Raw genomic sequence first — 16,924 nt, forward strand, 5'->3', positions numbered from 1 at the left:
AATAATGAGCATGGATATAAATAGAAAAACTGTTACCAAAAATGCATTCAGGGTAACAAAGGACAGATCTAAAACCGCATTGCGTGTGAGAGTGCCAGGAGGAGCAATTACTGGGGAAATAATGGAAATGGTTGCAAAGATAGCTAACACTTATGGAGATGGAAATGTTCATATTACAACTCGTCAAGGTTTTGAAGTGTTGGGAATTTCTTGGAATGATATTGAAAAAGTAAACAAGATGGTGCAGCCAATTATGGAAAAACTGGAAATTAATTATAAGGATAAGGATAAAGGATATGCTGCAGCTGGTACGAGAAATATTGCCGCTTGTATTGGAAACAAAGTGTGTCCAAAAGCTGCCTATAATACGACAGAATTTGCAAAAAAAATCGAAAAAGCAATATTTCCACATGATTTTCACTTCAAAGTAGCATTAACAGGTTGTCCAAATGATTGTCAAAAAGTTAGGATGCATGATTTTGGAATAATTGGAATGGCAAAACCTGAACTTGATGAATCTAAATGTGTTTCTTGCGGAATGTGTGAAAGAAAGTGTAAAAAGCTTTCAACAGGAGCAATTTCATATAAAAATTATAAACCTGTAAGAGATCACCAAAGATGTATAGGTTGTGGAGAATGTGTATTGAACTGTCCAACAGGAGCATGGACAAGGTCTCCTAAAAAATATTACAAACTTGCAATAATGGGAAGAAGTGGAAAACAAAATCCAAGATTGGCAGAAGACTGGTTATTCTGGGCAGATGAAGAATCGATAATAAAAATTATAAAAAATACTTACGAATATGTTGACAAATACATCGACAGAAGTCTTCCAAAAGAGCATATTGGATACATTGTTGACAGAACAGGTTTTGAAGAGTTTAAAAAATGGGCATTAAAAGATGTTAATCTTCCAGAAGAAGCTGTAATTGTAAATAATGTGTACTGGAAAGGTATAAAATATCAAGGAATATTGTAAAATGATTTGACTTTTTTAGAAAAGAGGGCATACTAATCAATAAATTTTCTGAATAAACATAAAAAACAATTTGCATTGCAGCTTAAAGTATTGTATAATTAAAATATAAAAAGAACACAAATAATTAATACATAAAATGGAATAAATGTACTTGACATAGATAGATATTTAAAACGTAAGGAGATGATAGCAATGTTTAAGAAAATTTTACTCTTGGTTATTCTTGTGATGGCTATAGTTGGGTGTACTGCAGAAGATATAGCCATTTGGAAAGATTCAAATCGGAGAATCGCTGAAAAAGGTATAAGATGTTATAGAAGGGCTAACGGAGAAGCCTACTGTAAAGACAAGTACGGAAACAGGACATACTAGCTATATGTAAATATATGCAGAGGGATAATGATAATCAGGAAAGAAGGGAATATATATTAAAGGCAGGGGCTTCCCATAAAGGGGAATGCCTTCCTGCCTTTTTTTAATAAATATTTTATTTCTATTCTATCCAAGTTCTATTTCTTCATTAATTTTCTGGTGAAAATCAATCTTATTTTCAACATCAATAACATTGACTAACCATCTGTTTGAGGTACAGTTTTTTATAAATTCATCTATTCTGTTTATGCCATTCATTTCTTTCAGGGTTACGACTACCCCAAATCTGATTCCTTCTCCATCGGAAGGATTTAGTCTGTTATTTGTCTTAATTTCCATTCCCCAATTTTTATTTGTATAAGAATTTTTTGCTATCATTTTTTTAGTTACACTTTCAGCAGTATATTTTACATTATCCCATTTTCTGAACTGGTTTCGCGCTTCTTTTTCTAAAAGATAATTTTTCTCACTGTTTAAAATTTCATCCCTGTTTTGCCTGTCGCCTTTAATATCATTTAATTCTCCGTTATCCTGTATTCTTCCGAACTGAAGATTAAGTTCCGTATTTGTATAGTCTACGCCTTGTGCTCTGTCACATAAATTAATTTCTTCTAAGTAAGATTTCTTAAAAAATATAAAAGACGAATTACAATCTAAAAAAATAAATGTTGTGAGATAATACATGTGTGACAAGAATATACAAAAAAAGAAAGGTTTCTGATATAATGTAAATCTACCAAACCACATTAAGGAGAAACCTTTCATATGAGTAGTATATCAGAAATATACCGTGCTCGTCAACGGGCAATTGAGTATGCAATAAAACATAATAATAATTCAAAGGCAGCAGTGAAGTATAAGACATCACGTCAGCAGATAAAACGTTGGAGAAACAGATACGACGGCACAGTCCAATCTCTCCTGCCAAAAAGCAGAAGACCTAAAAGCCACCCGAACCAGCACACGCAAGAAGAAATAGAGATGGTTATGAGAAAATACAGGAAATTTGGCTATGAAGGGCTGGCAGAAGTTTATGTTAAAGTAAGAAAGGAAGGCTACAGCCGTACATACGATTCAATGTGCAGGATAATAAGGAAAATGAAGGGCAATGCCAAAGAAAAGCCTAAAAAGCTGTATAAAAGAAAAAAGAAAGTTGAACAGGCGAAGTACCCTGGGGAAAGAGTTCACAAATTCTGAAAATGATAAGAAAACGCTGTTTGAGGTGAAACTGGAGGAGAAGGGGATAGAGTACGTGACAACCCGTCCATATTCGCCATGGGAGAATGGAAAAGTGGAAAGAAGCCACAGGCTTGACAGCAAGTACTATGAAGACAAGAAATTTAAAAGCAAGGAAGAACTGTTAAGGGCAATAAGGAAATACAATACAAGATACAACAACATATCAAGAAAAGTATTAGGCTTTAAGAGTCCAAATGAAGTATTAAAAGAGTACAATGAAAATCAGTAGGTTAAAGATATATTAGGAAAGAAATATTTTTTTTATATATTTTTGTAACAAATGTTTGACATCTATACAATATAAATTTGTAAAAATTTCAAAATACTATTGATTTTTTTTTAAAATGTAGTATAATTAAATAGATTGGGAAAAAAATAATTTGATTTAACAATTATTATAAATTTTGTTTAAAAATTAAAATATGAATATAGTGAAGGAGAGGAAATAGATGAAAGTAGTTGTAATTGGATGTACACACGCTGGTACAGCGGCAATCTTAAATTTGAGAAAGACAAATCCTGATGCGGAGATAACAGTATTTGAAAGAAATGATAATATTTCATTCTTGTCTTGTGGGATTGCTTTGTATGTAGGAGGAGTTGTAAAAGACCCTCAAGGGTTGTTTTACTGCTCACCTGAAAAATTAAGAGAATTAAATGTTGACACTAGAATGAGACATGAAGTAAAGAATGTTGATATTGAAGGTAAAAAAGTAAGAGTTGTGAATTTGGAAACTGGAATTGAATTTAATGAAACTTTTGACAAATTGATTATCACATCTGGTTCTTGGCCTATTATTCCACCAATTGAAGGAATTGACTTGAATAATATTTTGCTTTGTAAAAATTATAATCATTCAAATGAAATTATTGAAAGAGCAAAACATTCACAAAAAGTTATTGTTGTTGGAGCAGGATACATTGGAGTGGAACTTGTTGAAGCATTTAGGGATAATGGAAAAGAAGTTGTGTTAGTAGATGCGGAAGAAAGAGTTTTGAGTAAATATTTTGACAAGGAATTTACAGATGTTGCTGAAGAATCGTTTAAACATAGAGGAATTGTAATTGCAACTGGAGAAAAAGTTGTTAAATTTGAAGGAAGTAATGGAAATGTAACAAAAGTAATTACTGACAAAAATGAATATGAAGCTGATATGGTAATTATGTGTGTTGGATTCCTGCCAAGCACTTCATTGTTTAAAGGACAGCTTGAAATGCTTCCAAATGGAGCTATTAAAGTTGACGAATATATGAGAACAAGCAATAAAGACGTTATGGCTGCAGGAGACTGCTGTTCAGTATTCTATAATCCGCTACAAAGAGAAAGATATATTCCACTTGCAACTAACGCTGTAAGAATGGGAACATTAGCAGGTATAAACTTGCTTGAAAATAAAGTTAGACATCTTGGAACACAAGGTACTTCAGGAATTAAAATTTACGAAAACAATATGGCTGCAACTGGATTAACAGAAGAAATTGCAAAACAGGAAGGAGTAGAGGTTGAAAGTGTAATTGCAGTTGACAACTATCGTCCTGAATTTATGCCAACTTATGAAAAAGTAACATTAAAAGTGGTATTTGAAAAAAATAGCAGAAGAATTTTAGGAGCACAGTTAACTTCTAAAATTGACTTAACACAATCAATTAATACATTGTCAGTATGTATTCAAAATAAAATGACTGTAGAAGAATTGGCATTTGTAGACTTCTTCTTCCAGCCTCATTACAACAAGCCTTGGAACTTCTTGAATTTAGCAGGATTAAATACTTTAAAATAGAATTTAAGATAATTAAGGGATAAAAATGGATAAAATGATAGTAAAATATGACAAAAATTTTAGAATGAAAATCGAAAATAACAGAAATAGCGAGATTATTTTGACAGACCGTAATGGCGAAATGCTTTCTCCGTCAGAACTTCTGGCTGCCTCTGTAGCTTCATGTGCAATGACAGTTTTATCAATAAGATTAGAATCTAATAATCAGAATTTTGAAAATTGTTATGCAGAAGTTGGAAAAACAGTCGATTTAACAACTTTTAAAGTCACAGAAATCAATATTGCGTTTCATCTAAAAAAGGAATACAGTCAGGAAGTAAGAGAAAAAGCTGAAAAATCAGTAGAAGAAATGTGTGTAGTTGGCAGAAGTTTAAGTAAAGATGTGAAACAAAACTATTCATTTATTTATGATGTTGAATAGAAAAAATAATTAATAAAAAAGGAGCAATCTCATAGATTAATGAAGAGAACTCCTTTTTTACTATATTAACTTTTTAATTTTGAAAAAATTAAGATTTTAATTGTAATGATTTATTACATTTTGAAATCTCCAGTTTCACCATTATTGGCTTTATTAATTAAAAAGTTTGACATTTGTTTAAATTCTGATACCGCTGTTGCGTCTTTTCCCGTTACGGAACTTACGTTTTGGGAATTTATAAGATTTCTTGAAATTTCAAGAGCTATATCTCTAAATGAGTTTTGATTCATTGATAATAATTCACCTTTTTGATTTTTTCTGTCGTACTGGGCACCAATTATTTTACCATCTTTAACAGTTAATTTTACGAATGAAGTCCAGTTACCATCATGCTTTTTTTCAACAGAATAAATACCATTTTTCATTGCTGAAAAGCCCAAAACATTTAATAAAAACATTAATACAAACAATAATTTTTTCATACTTAAACACCACTTTCTAAAATAAAAATTTTTTCTTAAATCTCCTTAAATATATATTCGGATTACTTTAAAATATAATTATAAAAATTAATAAAATATCATGTGAAAATCAATTTTATTTTAATCTTTTTTAGTTAGTTTTAAAGTCTTCCTACTATAATTATACACTATTTTATAAAAAAATCAATCGTTTTTAATAAAACCCTTGAGTATCAGTCAAGTATCCATCTTTGTTATAAAAACTCCAGTTTCCATAAGCTTTGTAGTTTTTTAATGCACCTTGAACTTTGATTTTTCCGTTATCATAATATTGGGTAAAATTACCATTTCCATTTACAAGTTTCATTTCACGCTCTTTTGAACCATTTCTTGAATACCCAAGAATTTCAGTAATTATACCGTTTTGATAAGTTTCAATTAATTTTTTCTTACCATTTTCATAATTCCAAGTCCATTGTCCATTTCTAAAGTTACTTGAATAATTCCCATTTGAACGTATAGTACCATTAGAATAATACGATTTTGCTTCACCGTTTAATTGTCCGTTTGCGTATGTATTTTCATTTGTTACAACACCATTAGAAAATTTTATTTCTTTTCCATTTTTAGCATTATTTACATATTCAAGCGAAGAAGTTAAACGTCCAAATTCATCAAATTCAAAACTTTTTCCATTTAACAGACCGTTTTGGTAATTTCTTAGGACTTTTGAATTTCCGTTTCCATAAAAATCAATATCTTCACCATTTCTTACACCATTTACATAGTTTACTACTTTTTGGATGTTACCGTTTTCATAATACAAGAACATAGGCCCGTTTAATGTTCCATTTTGGAAATTTCTTACAACTTGAGCATTTCCAGACTGATTAAATTCAACATAAGTTCCAGTAAATGGTTGCCCAGTTTCTTTTACAGTCGCAAGGTTTCCAGAAACAGCAACATCGGCAACTGTGCTGTAAGGCGAACTTAATGCACGTGATGATTGTGATAGATATTCACTACTTCTTTTTGGTGTAACACTTTGAGTTGCGGCAGATGAAATCATGCTAATAGATATACATGAAAATAAAACAATCATTGATTTTTTGAATGATTTTAACATAATAAAATTCCTCCTTTTTTAGCATTAATTTTATTATATCAATAATTAATTATATTTTGCTTAGAGAAAAAAATTATTTAACAAAATGAAAAAATTTATTTTGGTAAAATTTATAAACTGTAAGAATAAAAAACAGCTAAAATAAAGGAAAATAATTTTTAAAAACTAATAAAGTATGTTATAATTTTAGCATTGAGGAATTTTAAACTTATTTTTGTAGAAAGAGGTAGTTTGGATGAATTTAGGGAATTTGAGAAAAAGTTTACAAGAAAAATATTTTTCCTTTTTGGAATATGGGAATAATAGTTTTGATGTTTTTAAATCCTTTGTAAAAAAGCATCCTTTAATAGTATTTTTGCATTTTTTAGTTTCTACTATTTTAGGACTTTTCATATCATTTGTTTTATGGACACCGTTAAGAAAAATGTATGAAGCAGCTTTTGAGTATAACAAAATACAAAACAAATTAACTACAGATAAATTTATTTTGGCAATGTTGACAGTTGTTATTTGTTTATTGGGCTATATTGCAATTTCTGGATTTATTGAATTCATTATTGTGATTATTAGAAAAAAAATAGGATTAGAAATAGAGGAGAAGATTGATGAATTTAAAGTGTTGGAAATTATTGTTAAATATTTAATAATGGTTTTTATAAATATATTGGTTTGGACATTATTGTTAATTATTGCAATTATTTTTTCAATAGTTGCAAGTCCATTAGTCTTAATAGTAATGGTTTTACTGATTCTCAAAATAAATCTTTTATATTTTAAACAAGCATATTATTTAAGAGATGTAAATATAATAGAAGCATTTAAATATAATCTTCATTTGAGCAAAGGAAAAAGGTTATTAATAGTAATTCCATTAGTAATAATAATTTTAATTACTCTTTTATTAAATCAATTTTTTGGATGGACTTTGGAAATAATGATTAAAAATCCACAATTATTAACCGTAGTTATTTCAATAATTGCAGGAATAATTAAAACAATTTCTGAAATTTTTGTAGTTACACTTGAAAATGTCGTTTATTTGAATCTGGAATATATGGATTTAAAGGAATTGAAAAGTGAAATAATTTAAATTATGAACAGAAGGAGATTAGTTATGAATTTTGAAAATTTACAAAGGGAATTATTTGAAAGAAAGTTAAAAATAGTAGAATATTTTAAAAAAGTACTTGAAGTATTAAAATATGTAATTAAAGAAAATAAATTATGGATTTTATTTTTTGTCCTAAGTTATATATGGTTAATGCTTTCAAATATAAAGATAAGAGAAATATTTTTAAAAATGCAACGATTATCATTAGAAATAAGAAATACGGGTTCGTATGAACAAATGGAATTATTGACAGGATATTTCACCTCAATGTTATTGATTGTTTTTAGTACATTTTTAATAATTTTGTATGTAGGTTTTGTAAAAAGAATTATATATTTTAAAGTTGCTTGCAAAATTGAGGGCAATGAAGATAGTTATAGTTTAAAAAAAATCTTTGTAAAATATATAAAAATGATTGGAGTAGCTCTTTTGGCTACAATTGTATTTTTTCTTATAGCTTTATTTATATCAATGATACAGGTTTTTGTTATATTAATTATGAAATTAGATTCGGCATTAGCGGTAAAGGTTATTCAAATAATCTCTATGATAATTTTTGGAATTATTGGATTTTTTATAGCTATAAATATCCTTTATTTTGAACAAACTTATTACATTAGAGATACGACAGTAATAGATGCTTTTAGATATAACTTAAAATTGTCTAAGAAGAATAGACTAAGAATAGTGATTCCTGTTTTTGGAATTACAGTATTAAATTTTATAATTTCTCTGGTACTTGATAAATTATTGTTTTATATACCAGCTTATATTATACCTGTAAATATTATATACGGGGTATTTGCAAGTGTCTTAGTGCTTATTATAACAATAATGAATGTAGTAATATTTTTAAATGTAGAGTATAATTATTTAAAAAATAAAGATGAAGAAATGAGAAAAATTGAAAAAAATATTTAATTTATAGAGAGAGAGGTAAGATGAAATTATGAGTTTAGAAAATATAAGAGAAAAATTAATAGAAAAAAAATTAAGTACCTTAGAATACTTTATTCTTGCTTTTGAAGCATTTAAAAATTTTTGGAAAGAGAACACTTTAATGATGGTTTCAATATTTGCATTTATAATTGCGTCAATTATAATAAAAATTGTAAATTTAACATTGGATGAGGAATTACTCGTTTATTTTAGAGCTAGTAAAATAATGATACTGTGGGCTAAAATATTTAATGTTTTAGATGTAATAATTTCAATAGCTTCAATTTTTGTCACAGTATATTTTTTTAGAAAAGTAGCATTAACAATTGAAGGAAATAAAAAAAATTTAAAATTAAAAGAATTGTTTTCAAAAGCTTCGGTATTGGCACTTATATTTTTTGTAGCAAGAATTATTATAAATAGAATGGAAAATTCAACAGTTGGAGTTATTTTTTTAATTATATTTAGTATTGTCTCCTTTTGTATTGCAGTATGGGCTTTTTGGTATTTTGAGACTTATTATATTCGTAATTTTGGACTTATGGAATCAATTGACTACAGTTTGAACTTGTCTGATGGAAATAGGATTAGAAAATTTTTACCAGGACTTATTATTGCTTTAGGAATTTTAATTTTTAACATTATGACAAATATATTTTTCAATATTTTAAATATAGAAAATTTTGTAGTAAATTTAATTATAATATTTATCTTTGTGATGATTTTGAGTTTATTTGTAATGTATTTACAAATTTTAGATATTATAGTATTTTTAAATGTGGAATATGATTACTTGGGGGAAAATTTAAACGAAGAATTAAAATTTGGAATTAAAAATAATTCAGATGAAAAGAATCAAATCTCAGATAATAACGAAAATAAAGATAATTAAAAATTGTTAATAAATCGCTGTTTTAGAGAGCAGCGATTTTTTGATGAAAAATTTTTGATATTTTAAAATTTTATTTTTAAGAAGTTTTAGAAATTGTATTAAATTTGGTTTTATATTTGAAAACTTTTTCTTTAAAAAATCTGATAAAAATATTATATTTTTATAAAAAAACACTATTTTTTTCTTTTTTTTTATGATATAATACGTCTTGTGATAAAATTTTTGAAATCTTTACAATTTGGTTATCAGTTTAGGTTTATATAAAATAATTATTTATTCAAATTTTAAGGTAAAAATTGTTTGATTTCTAAAAATGTTGAGTTTGAGAATATTATTAAAAAAATAGAATCAAAAATAAAAAAGGAGAGAGGAATGACAAATAATCTTAAAACTTTACAAAAAGATTTGCGTTCATTTGCAAAAAGGCACAAAAATTTTAAATATACAGATTCAGCGTTGATTACATTTTTGATGACAGGAATGATTTTTTCGGTTAAAAATGCTTTTTCAGAGGGAAAAGATTCAAATATTGAAAAGCAGAAACAGGAAATTTCTAAGTCAATTAAAGACATACATCAAAATTTTAAAAGAGCAAAAGCTGAAAATAATAAATTGTTAAAAAATACAAATATAGAATTAATACAATTGATGGAACAAGGGGATCATATTACAAAATCGCCATGGAGCAGCTGGCAATATGGGATAAATAATTTTTATAATGATTGGCGTGGAACTTATAAAGGACGTGGTGACAAAGCTGACAATATAATTTATACTAGAGATAAAAATGCTAAAATGTCTGGAGATACTCATTTTGGAGCAAAATATGGTCCAACTAATTTAGCAAGACTAGTAGAGCCAATAGCGTTTATACCGATAGATGCGGGAGTTGTTCCTAAAAATATAAGTAAAACGGCACTAAATATAAATTTACCAGTTATTGGAACTCCAGCAACTCCGCAATTAAATGTACGAGTATCGGATCCACTCCAAGTAACAACTATTAATCCAACATTGCCAAATATAATACCATCAACACCTTCACCAAATTTGAATCCATTTTCAGACTTTACATTTCTTAATGGATTTTGGAATAGAAGTGGAATGAGTGATACTGGTAAAACTTTTTGGGCTGGATACAATCCGTACTCAAATAGTTATGTTCAAGGATTTGGGAATAATTTATTGGCTAATAATACTGCAAGTAACAGTGAAAGAACAGGAGTTTTGATATACTTGACAAATGGGGCTCCTACGTATTCTGGTGTAACTGTTCATGTTGCTGGAAATACAGGAGGGGCTGGAAAAGTAGGAACAACAACTTCTACTTCTTTAGGTGGAACAGCTCTTGATGGAAGGGTAATATCACAAAATGCTAGTAATTCTACGCATAATGGACAGATAGCGTTTCATTTGTTTGGGAAAAATACAGTCACTAATTCTACAATTAATATGTATGGGAAAGCAAATGCTTTCTCACTAGAAACATGGCAAATGCATGATTGGAGTTTTAGTGGGGTAAAAGTAAACATAATTGATAAAGGAATTGAAAATGAAGCTACAAATCAAAAAGGGCTTTCTGATGAAAATATCATTTTTAATATATATCCTAGCTACTATGAAACAACAACTGGTTTTACAGCACATACTTTGACTAACCGTAACAGAGGGAAATTTAATGGAGATGTAAATGCAGATTTGACTACTCGTTATAATATAGTTTATTCTGTTGTTGGAAATGCAGGTTCATTTGGAATAGATAACAATCACGGAATGTATAATTTGGAAGGATCTAAAAATACATTGTATTCAGGGTTAGGATATCAAGCCAATTACGGAGCATTTGCAAGCAGCCTTACTAATAATGCCAGCACAAATGGTTCGCAGCATACACTGGCAGGAATGAAGCCATATATAAATTTTGACAGTAATAAGATATCATCTTCGGGAGATGGAAATATTGTAATGTTTTTTGCTCCAAATACGGTTACAGATATAGCTCCGTATTGGGCTGCAACACAAACTTTTGCTGAAACTTCACCCGAAAAAAAGGCTTGGAATAAGTCTGTAATAGGAATTTATCAAGGAGAAATTAAAACAGGGGCAAAAATAGGTACGGAACTTAGTAAAAATGGAGGTACTACTGCTCAAACTATTCAAGGAAATACAGGAACTAGAAGTGACAGTAATCAATGGGTAGAAAAAAATGTAGGAATATTGGCTGCATCTGGCCAAAGAACGGGTATAAGTTCACAAAACGACTTGGGAGCCGATGCAGGTGCAAGAACTCGTAATATTCCTTTTTCTCAGGACGTTATTCATTCATTGCAAATAAATGGAGCGGATTTCAAATTTGGGAAATATTCTAAGAATGGAGTAATGATCGCTGCTCAAAATGGGACAGAAGTTGATGTATTGATGAGCGCAAATTTACAGGATGTGCAGGATAGTGGAGGTAACAAAGTTACTCAAATAACTCAGACCAAATTAACTGATTATGGAGTAAGTGGAGCAGCACCAACATCTGCTGTGGATGATACCACTAATGAAGCGGCAACAGGAACCATAATAGCACTGGCACAAGGAAAATGGAGTGATGCAGCAGGCAATATGAGCAGTATGTCTTCAAATACTGTAACAAATCTTAAAAATCTTTCAAGTACCATTAACATAGGGCAAGATGTTGAAATGTCGGCAAGATATCATAAATTTGTTTATGGGAAAGCAGATGTGGAAGAAATTTATCCAATTGCTTATGCTGCAACTAAAGGTGGAATAGTTAATGCAGAAAAAACAACAAAGGCATTGGGATACGGTTCTATAATTGCTTACGCTAGCGGTGTAAATGGAGATACTAAAGCAGGAAGTGAAGTTAATTTAAAAGGAAATGTAACGGCTCAGGATGCAAATGCTGCAAATGATGATGATACTAAAAAACTAAAATGGACTAATGTTGGTGGATATGCTAAAGATGGTGGAATTGTAAACTTTGGGACAAGTAAAAATGCTATAACAACTGTAATAAATGGTTTGGGAGCTTATGCGGACGGAGAAGGCTCTACAGTTAATATGTATGGAACAAATACCACAATTAATACAGGAGCTGCGGGTGCATTGGTGGCTAAAGATAAAGGAGCAATAAATTTCGGCGGTGGAACGATTACTCACAAAGATAACCTGACTTTGACTGCTGATAATAAGAACGATCATGATAATACGACTCCGTTTTATGCTACAACAGATGGACAAATTAAATTTAATGGTGCAACTACGCTTGATATGCACGATGGAATTTTAATAACAGGAACAAATACTGATTACAGTAAAACTATTGATAATAAGAGTAAATATCAGGGATTAAATAATGTAACAGTAAATATTCACGGACACAATGTTACATTAGGATCATTTGATGGGCTAGATTTAGAATGGGATGACAAAACTGATAGTAAACAGACTTATCAGAATGGGTTACCAGGAATTTCAAAATTTGCAGGTGGAAAGGTTAATTTGATATCAAATGCCACTTATAAGTCAATTCTTGTAAATGGAACATTAAAAGTATCAGCGACAAATGTGGATTTAAATGATTCTAGTGATTTGTATAATGGAATACAAATGGGAAATGAAATGGTAACCATTAAAAATATTACAACTGTAACTGGAAATATAGGCTCAACAGGGTTAGTTGGAAAAGGTGAAGCTCAAGGTCTTTCTATGGGAAATATTGCAACAAGTATTCAAGTATCAGCAGGTATAACGCCTTCAAATGCTACATCTGGTTTTGTTAATGAAGGTACAGTAAATGTAACTGGAGGAACTGGTGCACAGGGAATTGCTGGAATAAATGTAAGTTATGGAACAATACAAAATAAAAATTCTGTGACAATAGACAATGGAGCAGGTCTTTATGGAACAAATGGAAGTAAACTTGTGAATGAAAAAACAGGAACAGTGACAGTTTCTACATCTGGAGTCGGAATTGCTGGGATTGGAACAGGAGCAACAGTTCAAACTTATGGAACAGATGATACAGGAACAGGGCCTACCGTTGAAATAGAAAATCACGGAACAATTAATGTTGCCGGAGATAAAGCAATTGCAATTTTTGCAAAAAATAATACTGGCGTTGCGAGAAATCGAGTAACAGTTGTAAATGATCATCAATTAACGGTAGGAAAAGAAGGAGTTGGAATTGCGATAGTTTCTGAGAAATCAGCAAGTGGTACTGAAAATGGCGGGATTTTAACGGCAATGGCTTCGGGAACTGGTTCAGACATTACTGCTGGAATTGAAGGAAAAGGGATATTTGCTAAAAATTCGGATGTAAACCTGACAGGTGGAGATTATGTGATTGAAACACAAGATGACGGTGTTGGAATATTTGCTTCAGGAGAGACAAATGTAACAGGGACACTTGAATATAAATATGCTGGAAATACTTCAAAAACAGGTATGGGAATAGTTTATGACCAGACAGACACAAACGGAAATCTTGTAAATATAACAAATTCTGCCAATATAAAATTAAATAATGCTTCTGGTACAGCAGGCGGAATGATTGGAATTTATACGCTTTCTACTGGAAAAGACTTGATAAATACTGGAACAATCACAGGAACATCATCTGCAAAAGAATTTGGGATAGTGACAAATGGAGCGAATGTGATAAATAAAGGAACGATTACATTGTCTGATGCAACATCGCAATCTGATGCAAATGTAGGAATTTATGCAAAAGGAAGCAGTAAAATAATTAACGAAGGAATAATTGCAACAGGGAAAAATGCTATTGGAATTTATGGATATGGAGTAACAAATAGCGGAACTATAAATACTGGAGATAATGGAACGGCTATTTATACAGTTGGAAGCGGAACAAATCCTTTAGAAAATGTGAATTTAACTTCAGCATCAATTGTAAATGTTGGAGAAAATCAAGCAGTTGGAGTATATGTAGTTGGAAAAGACCAGACTGTTACGGCAGATTCTGGATCGCAGTTTAACATAGGAAAAGATTCATTTGGCTTTGTAAATGCTGGACAAGGAAATACGATAACTTCAAATGCAAATCCAGTAACATTAAAAGGTGATGCAATTTATATTTATCAAAATGATAATACAGGAAAAGTATTCAATAATACTGCATTGGTTTCGACTGGAGATAGAAATTATGGACTTTATGGTAACGGAATTATTGAAAATACAGAAAATATTGATTTTGTGACGGGTGTAGGAAATGTAGCGATATATTCTACTGAGGGAACTGCAACAAATCACGGATTAATTAAAGTTGGTGGGACTAACTTGCAGAATAAGGAATTTGGTGTGGGAATGGCAACAGGATATTATGATAAACACGCTGCAAATTCTTATAGTAATCAAGGAACTATTATAAATAAAGGAACTATAGAAGTAAGTCAGGCAAACTCAATGGGAATGTATGCAGTTGGGCCTAATTCAAAAGCAGTGAACTATGGAGATATAAATCTTTCAGGCAATAATACGATTGGAATGTATCTTGACAGAGGGGCTCATGGTGAAAACTGGGGAACGATTCAAACAACAGTTTCTGGACTGAAGGAAGTAAAAGGTATTTATCTTGCAAACGGAAGCTATATTAAAAATTATGGAACAATAAATATTCTGGCATCTGATGCCAAAAGTGCTGGAATATGGACTGATAAGGAATCTTCAGAAAATGTTGAAGAGAATGCACTTAATCCATTAACAAACAGAAGAGGAACATCCACTCCTGCGACAAAAGTAGTAACAGCTACTGATATGAAAGAAATGGGAGGAGTAACTATAAAAGTTCCGCCAGCAGCTACACCAGTAACTGTAACTGATGCTAAAGGTAATGTGCTTCCAATAGTTAATGTAGATACAAATGTATCTTCTCCCGCACCGACAATGGTAAATGTAACTTCTCCTTCGGGAGTTACTGCACTTGATTTAAGTACACTAAAAGTTGGGAATTCTTCAATGTTGAATTATCCGTCAGGATCGCAAGCAAATACAATTGGAATGTATGTGGATACATCAGGAATAAACTACACAAATCCGATTCAAGGTATTGAAAATTTAGGAAGACTTTCAGATATTAACTTGTATTTTGGTACAGAAGTGGCAAGATATACTACTTCTAAAGTTATACAAGTTGGAGATAATATATTGACACCATACAATGATGCGTTAAGCAGAGTCGTGACAGCAGGGACAATGCTTAATGTAACTTCATCAAGTCTGACATGGATGGCTCAGCCAACAAAAGATCCAGTAACTGGGCTTCTTGATAAAGTATATTTAGTAAAAGTTCCTTATACTGCTCTAGCTCAAAAGGGAGATGAAAACACATATAATTTTTTAACTGGTTTGGAACAAAGATATGGTGCTGAGGGAATTGGGACACGTGAAAATGAAATATTCCAGAAATTAAATGACCTTGGAAAAGGTGAAGGACATATAATGGCTCAAGCCATTGATGAAATGAAAGGGCATCAATATGGTAGTTTACAACAAAGAATCAATGCTACGGGAAATGTTTTGGATAAAGAATTTTCATATCTAAAAAATGAGTGGAGAAACCCAAGTAAGCAAAATAATAAAATTAAATTATTTAGCTCAAGAAATGAATACAATACAGACACAGCTGGAATTGTTGATTATACAAATAATGCTTATGGTGTAGCCTATGTTCATGAAAATGAAAAAATTAAAATGGAAAATTCAAGTGGATGGTATGCTGGAGCTGTAATTAACAGATATAGATTTAAAGATTTGGGAAAATCAAAAGAAAATCAGTCAATGTTTAAAGCTGGGGTTTTCAAGACCATGTCACCTAAAAACGATCATAATGGTGCATTGCAGTGGACAGTTTCGGGAGATATATTTGCAGGAATTAATAATATAAAACGTAGATATTTGGTTGTTGACGAAGTATTTGAGGCTAAATCTGACTATCATTCTTATGGAGCAGCAATTAAAAATGAGGTTAGCTATGATATTAGAATGAGCGAAAGAACCCATTTACGTACTTATGGGGCTGTAAAAATGGAATATGGAAGATTTAACGGTATAAAAGAAAATAGTGGACAACTGAAACTGGAAGTAAAAGGAAATGATTATTTTTCTATAAAACCAGAAGCAGGGATAGAATTTAAGTATGTTCAGCCACTTGCGGTAAAAACAAATTTATCAGTAGGAGTATCAGCCGTTTATGAAAATGAAATTGGAAAATTACAAAATTCAAATCAGACAAGATTAAGAAATACAACGTCAAACTGGTATAACCTTGAAAAAGAGAGAGAAGACAGACGTGGAAATAGTAAATTTGATTTGAATATCGGAATTGACAATACAAAATATGGAGTTACTGTAAATGCTGGTTACGATACTAAAGGGAAAAATATAAGAGGTGGAATTGGATTTCGGTTAATTTATTAAATTTGGTTTGAAATATTTTAAATAAAAAAATTATCAAAATGTATTGTATTTTTTTGTTAAATTTGATAAAATAACGTGCTATCTATTTTTAAAGCAATAGAAGGATAAATAAAATAAATTAAAAAATAAAAGAAAGGAGAGTGTGATATTTTATATA

13 protein-coding genes are annotated in these 16,924 nt (G+C 30.4%); 10 read left to right on the plus strand and 3 right to left on the minus strand.

Annotated features, from left to right (window positions below):
• Positions 1-4 precede the first annotated feature (4 nt).
• Both asrC and QU666_RS06430 read left to right on the plus strand, forming a co-directional pair.
• Positions 5-979 carry a sulfite reductase subunit C gene (asrC, locus tag QU666_RS06425; RefSeq protein ID WP_036070828.1) on the plus strand — a complete coding sequence of 325 codons (975 nt, stop codon included), beginning with the start codon at positions 5-7 and terminating at the stop codon, positions 977-979.
• 228 nt (positions 980-1,207) lie between these two features.
• Complete coding sequence (locus QU666_RS06430) at positions 1,208-1,351, plus strand: hypothetical protein (RefSeq protein WP_369750584.1); 144 nt, start codon at positions 1,208-1,210, stop codon at positions 1,349-1,351.
• 126 nt (positions 1,352-1,477) lie between these two features.
• Here the strand turns inward: QU666_RS06430 and QU666_RS06435 are convergent, their stop codons facing one another.
• Entirely contained in the window at positions 1,478-2,098 is a 621-nt protein-coding gene (locus tag QU666_RS06435) for a hypothetical protein (RefSeq protein WP_304984784.1), read from the minus strand.
• Positions 2,099-2,116: 18 nt separating this feature from the next.
• Between QU666_RS06435 and QU666_RS06440 the strand changes: the two genes are divergently transcribed.
• From QU666_RS06440 to QU666_RS06455, 4 genes are all read left to right on the plus strand, one after another.
• A complete protein-coding gene (locus tag QU666_RS06440) occupies positions 2,117-2,548 on the plus strand; it encodes a helix-turn-helix domain-containing protein (RefSeq protein WP_304984785.1) in 432 nt (143 codons plus the stop codon).
• Between the two features lie 25 nt (positions 2,549-2,573).
• Positions 2,574-2,819: an integrase core domain-containing protein gene (locus QU666_RS06445; RefSeq protein WP_304984786.1), complete on the plus strand. Its 246-nt coding sequence runs from the start codon at positions 2,574-2,576 to the stop codon at positions 2,817-2,819.
• 220 nt (positions 2,820-3,039) lie between these two features.
• The gene (locus QU666_RS06450; RefSeq protein WP_021769189.1) at positions 3,040-4,371 is read left to right on the plus strand and encodes an FAD-dependent oxidoreductase; all 1,332 of its coding nucleotides are present in this window, start codon (positions 3,040-3,042) and stop codon (positions 4,369-4,371) included.
• 25 nt (positions 4,372-4,396) lie between these two features.
• Positions 4,397-4,792, plus strand: coding sequence for an OsmC family protein (locus QU666_RS06455; protein WP_021769190.1), 396 nt, complete (start codon positions 4,397-4,399; stop codon positions 4,790-4,792).
• A gap of 113 nt (positions 4,793-4,905) precedes the next feature.
• Here QU666_RS06455 and QU666_RS06460 read toward each other — a convergent pair whose 3' ends face one another.
• The gene (locus QU666_RS06460; RefSeq protein ID WP_021769191.1) at positions 4,906-5,274 is read right to left on the minus strand and encodes a hypothetical protein; all 369 of its coding nucleotides are present in this window, start codon (positions 5,272-5,274) and stop codon (positions 4,906-4,908) included.
• A 193-nt stretch (positions 5,275-5,467) separates the two neighbouring features.
• Positions 5,468-6,379 (minus strand): toxin-antitoxin system YwqK family antitoxin, encoded by a 912-nt coding sequence (locus QU666_RS06465; RefSeq protein WP_036070836.1) that lies wholly within the window; start codon positions 6,377-6,379, stop codon positions 5,468-5,470.
• 235 nt (positions 6,380-6,614) lie between these two features.
• Here QU666_RS06465 and QU666_RS06470 point away from each other — a divergent pair, with 235 nt between their 5' ends.
• The 4 genes from QU666_RS06470 (at position 6,615) to QU666_RS06485 (ending at position 16,767) form a co-directional block, all read left to right on the plus strand.
• Positions 6,615-7,469 (plus strand): hypothetical protein, encoded by an 855-nt coding sequence (locus QU666_RS06470; RefSeq protein WP_021769193.1) that lies wholly within the window; start codon positions 6,615-6,617, stop codon positions 7,467-7,469.
• A 24-nt stretch (positions 7,470-7,493) separates the two neighbouring features.
• Positions 7,494-8,411 carry a hypothetical protein gene (locus QU666_RS06475; RefSeq protein ID WP_036070839.1) on the plus strand — a complete coding sequence of 306 codons (918 nt, stop codon included), beginning with the start codon at positions 7,494-7,496 and terminating at the stop codon, positions 8,409-8,411.
• A 28-nt stretch (positions 8,412-8,439) separates the two neighbouring features.
• Positions 8,440-9,321, plus strand: coding sequence for a hypothetical protein (locus tag QU666_RS06480; RefSeq protein ID WP_021769195.1), 882 nt, complete (start codon positions 8,440-8,442; stop codon positions 9,319-9,321).
• A gap of 372 nt (positions 9,322-9,693) precedes the next feature.
• Positions 9,694-16,767, plus strand: a complete 7,074-nt coding sequence (locus tag QU666_RS06485) for an autotransporter-associated N-terminal domain-containing protein (protein ID WP_156908189.1) — start codon at positions 9,694-9,696, stop codon at positions 16,765-16,767.
• Positions 16,768-16,924 lie beyond the last annotated feature (157 nt).

Origin of the sequence: Leptotrichia sp. HMT-225, from assembly GCF_030644325.1 — a bacterium.
GTDB classification, from domain to species: domain Bacteria; phylum Fusobacteriota; class Fusobacteriia; order Fusobacteriales; family Leptotrichiaceae; genus Leptotrichia; species Leptotrichia massiliensis.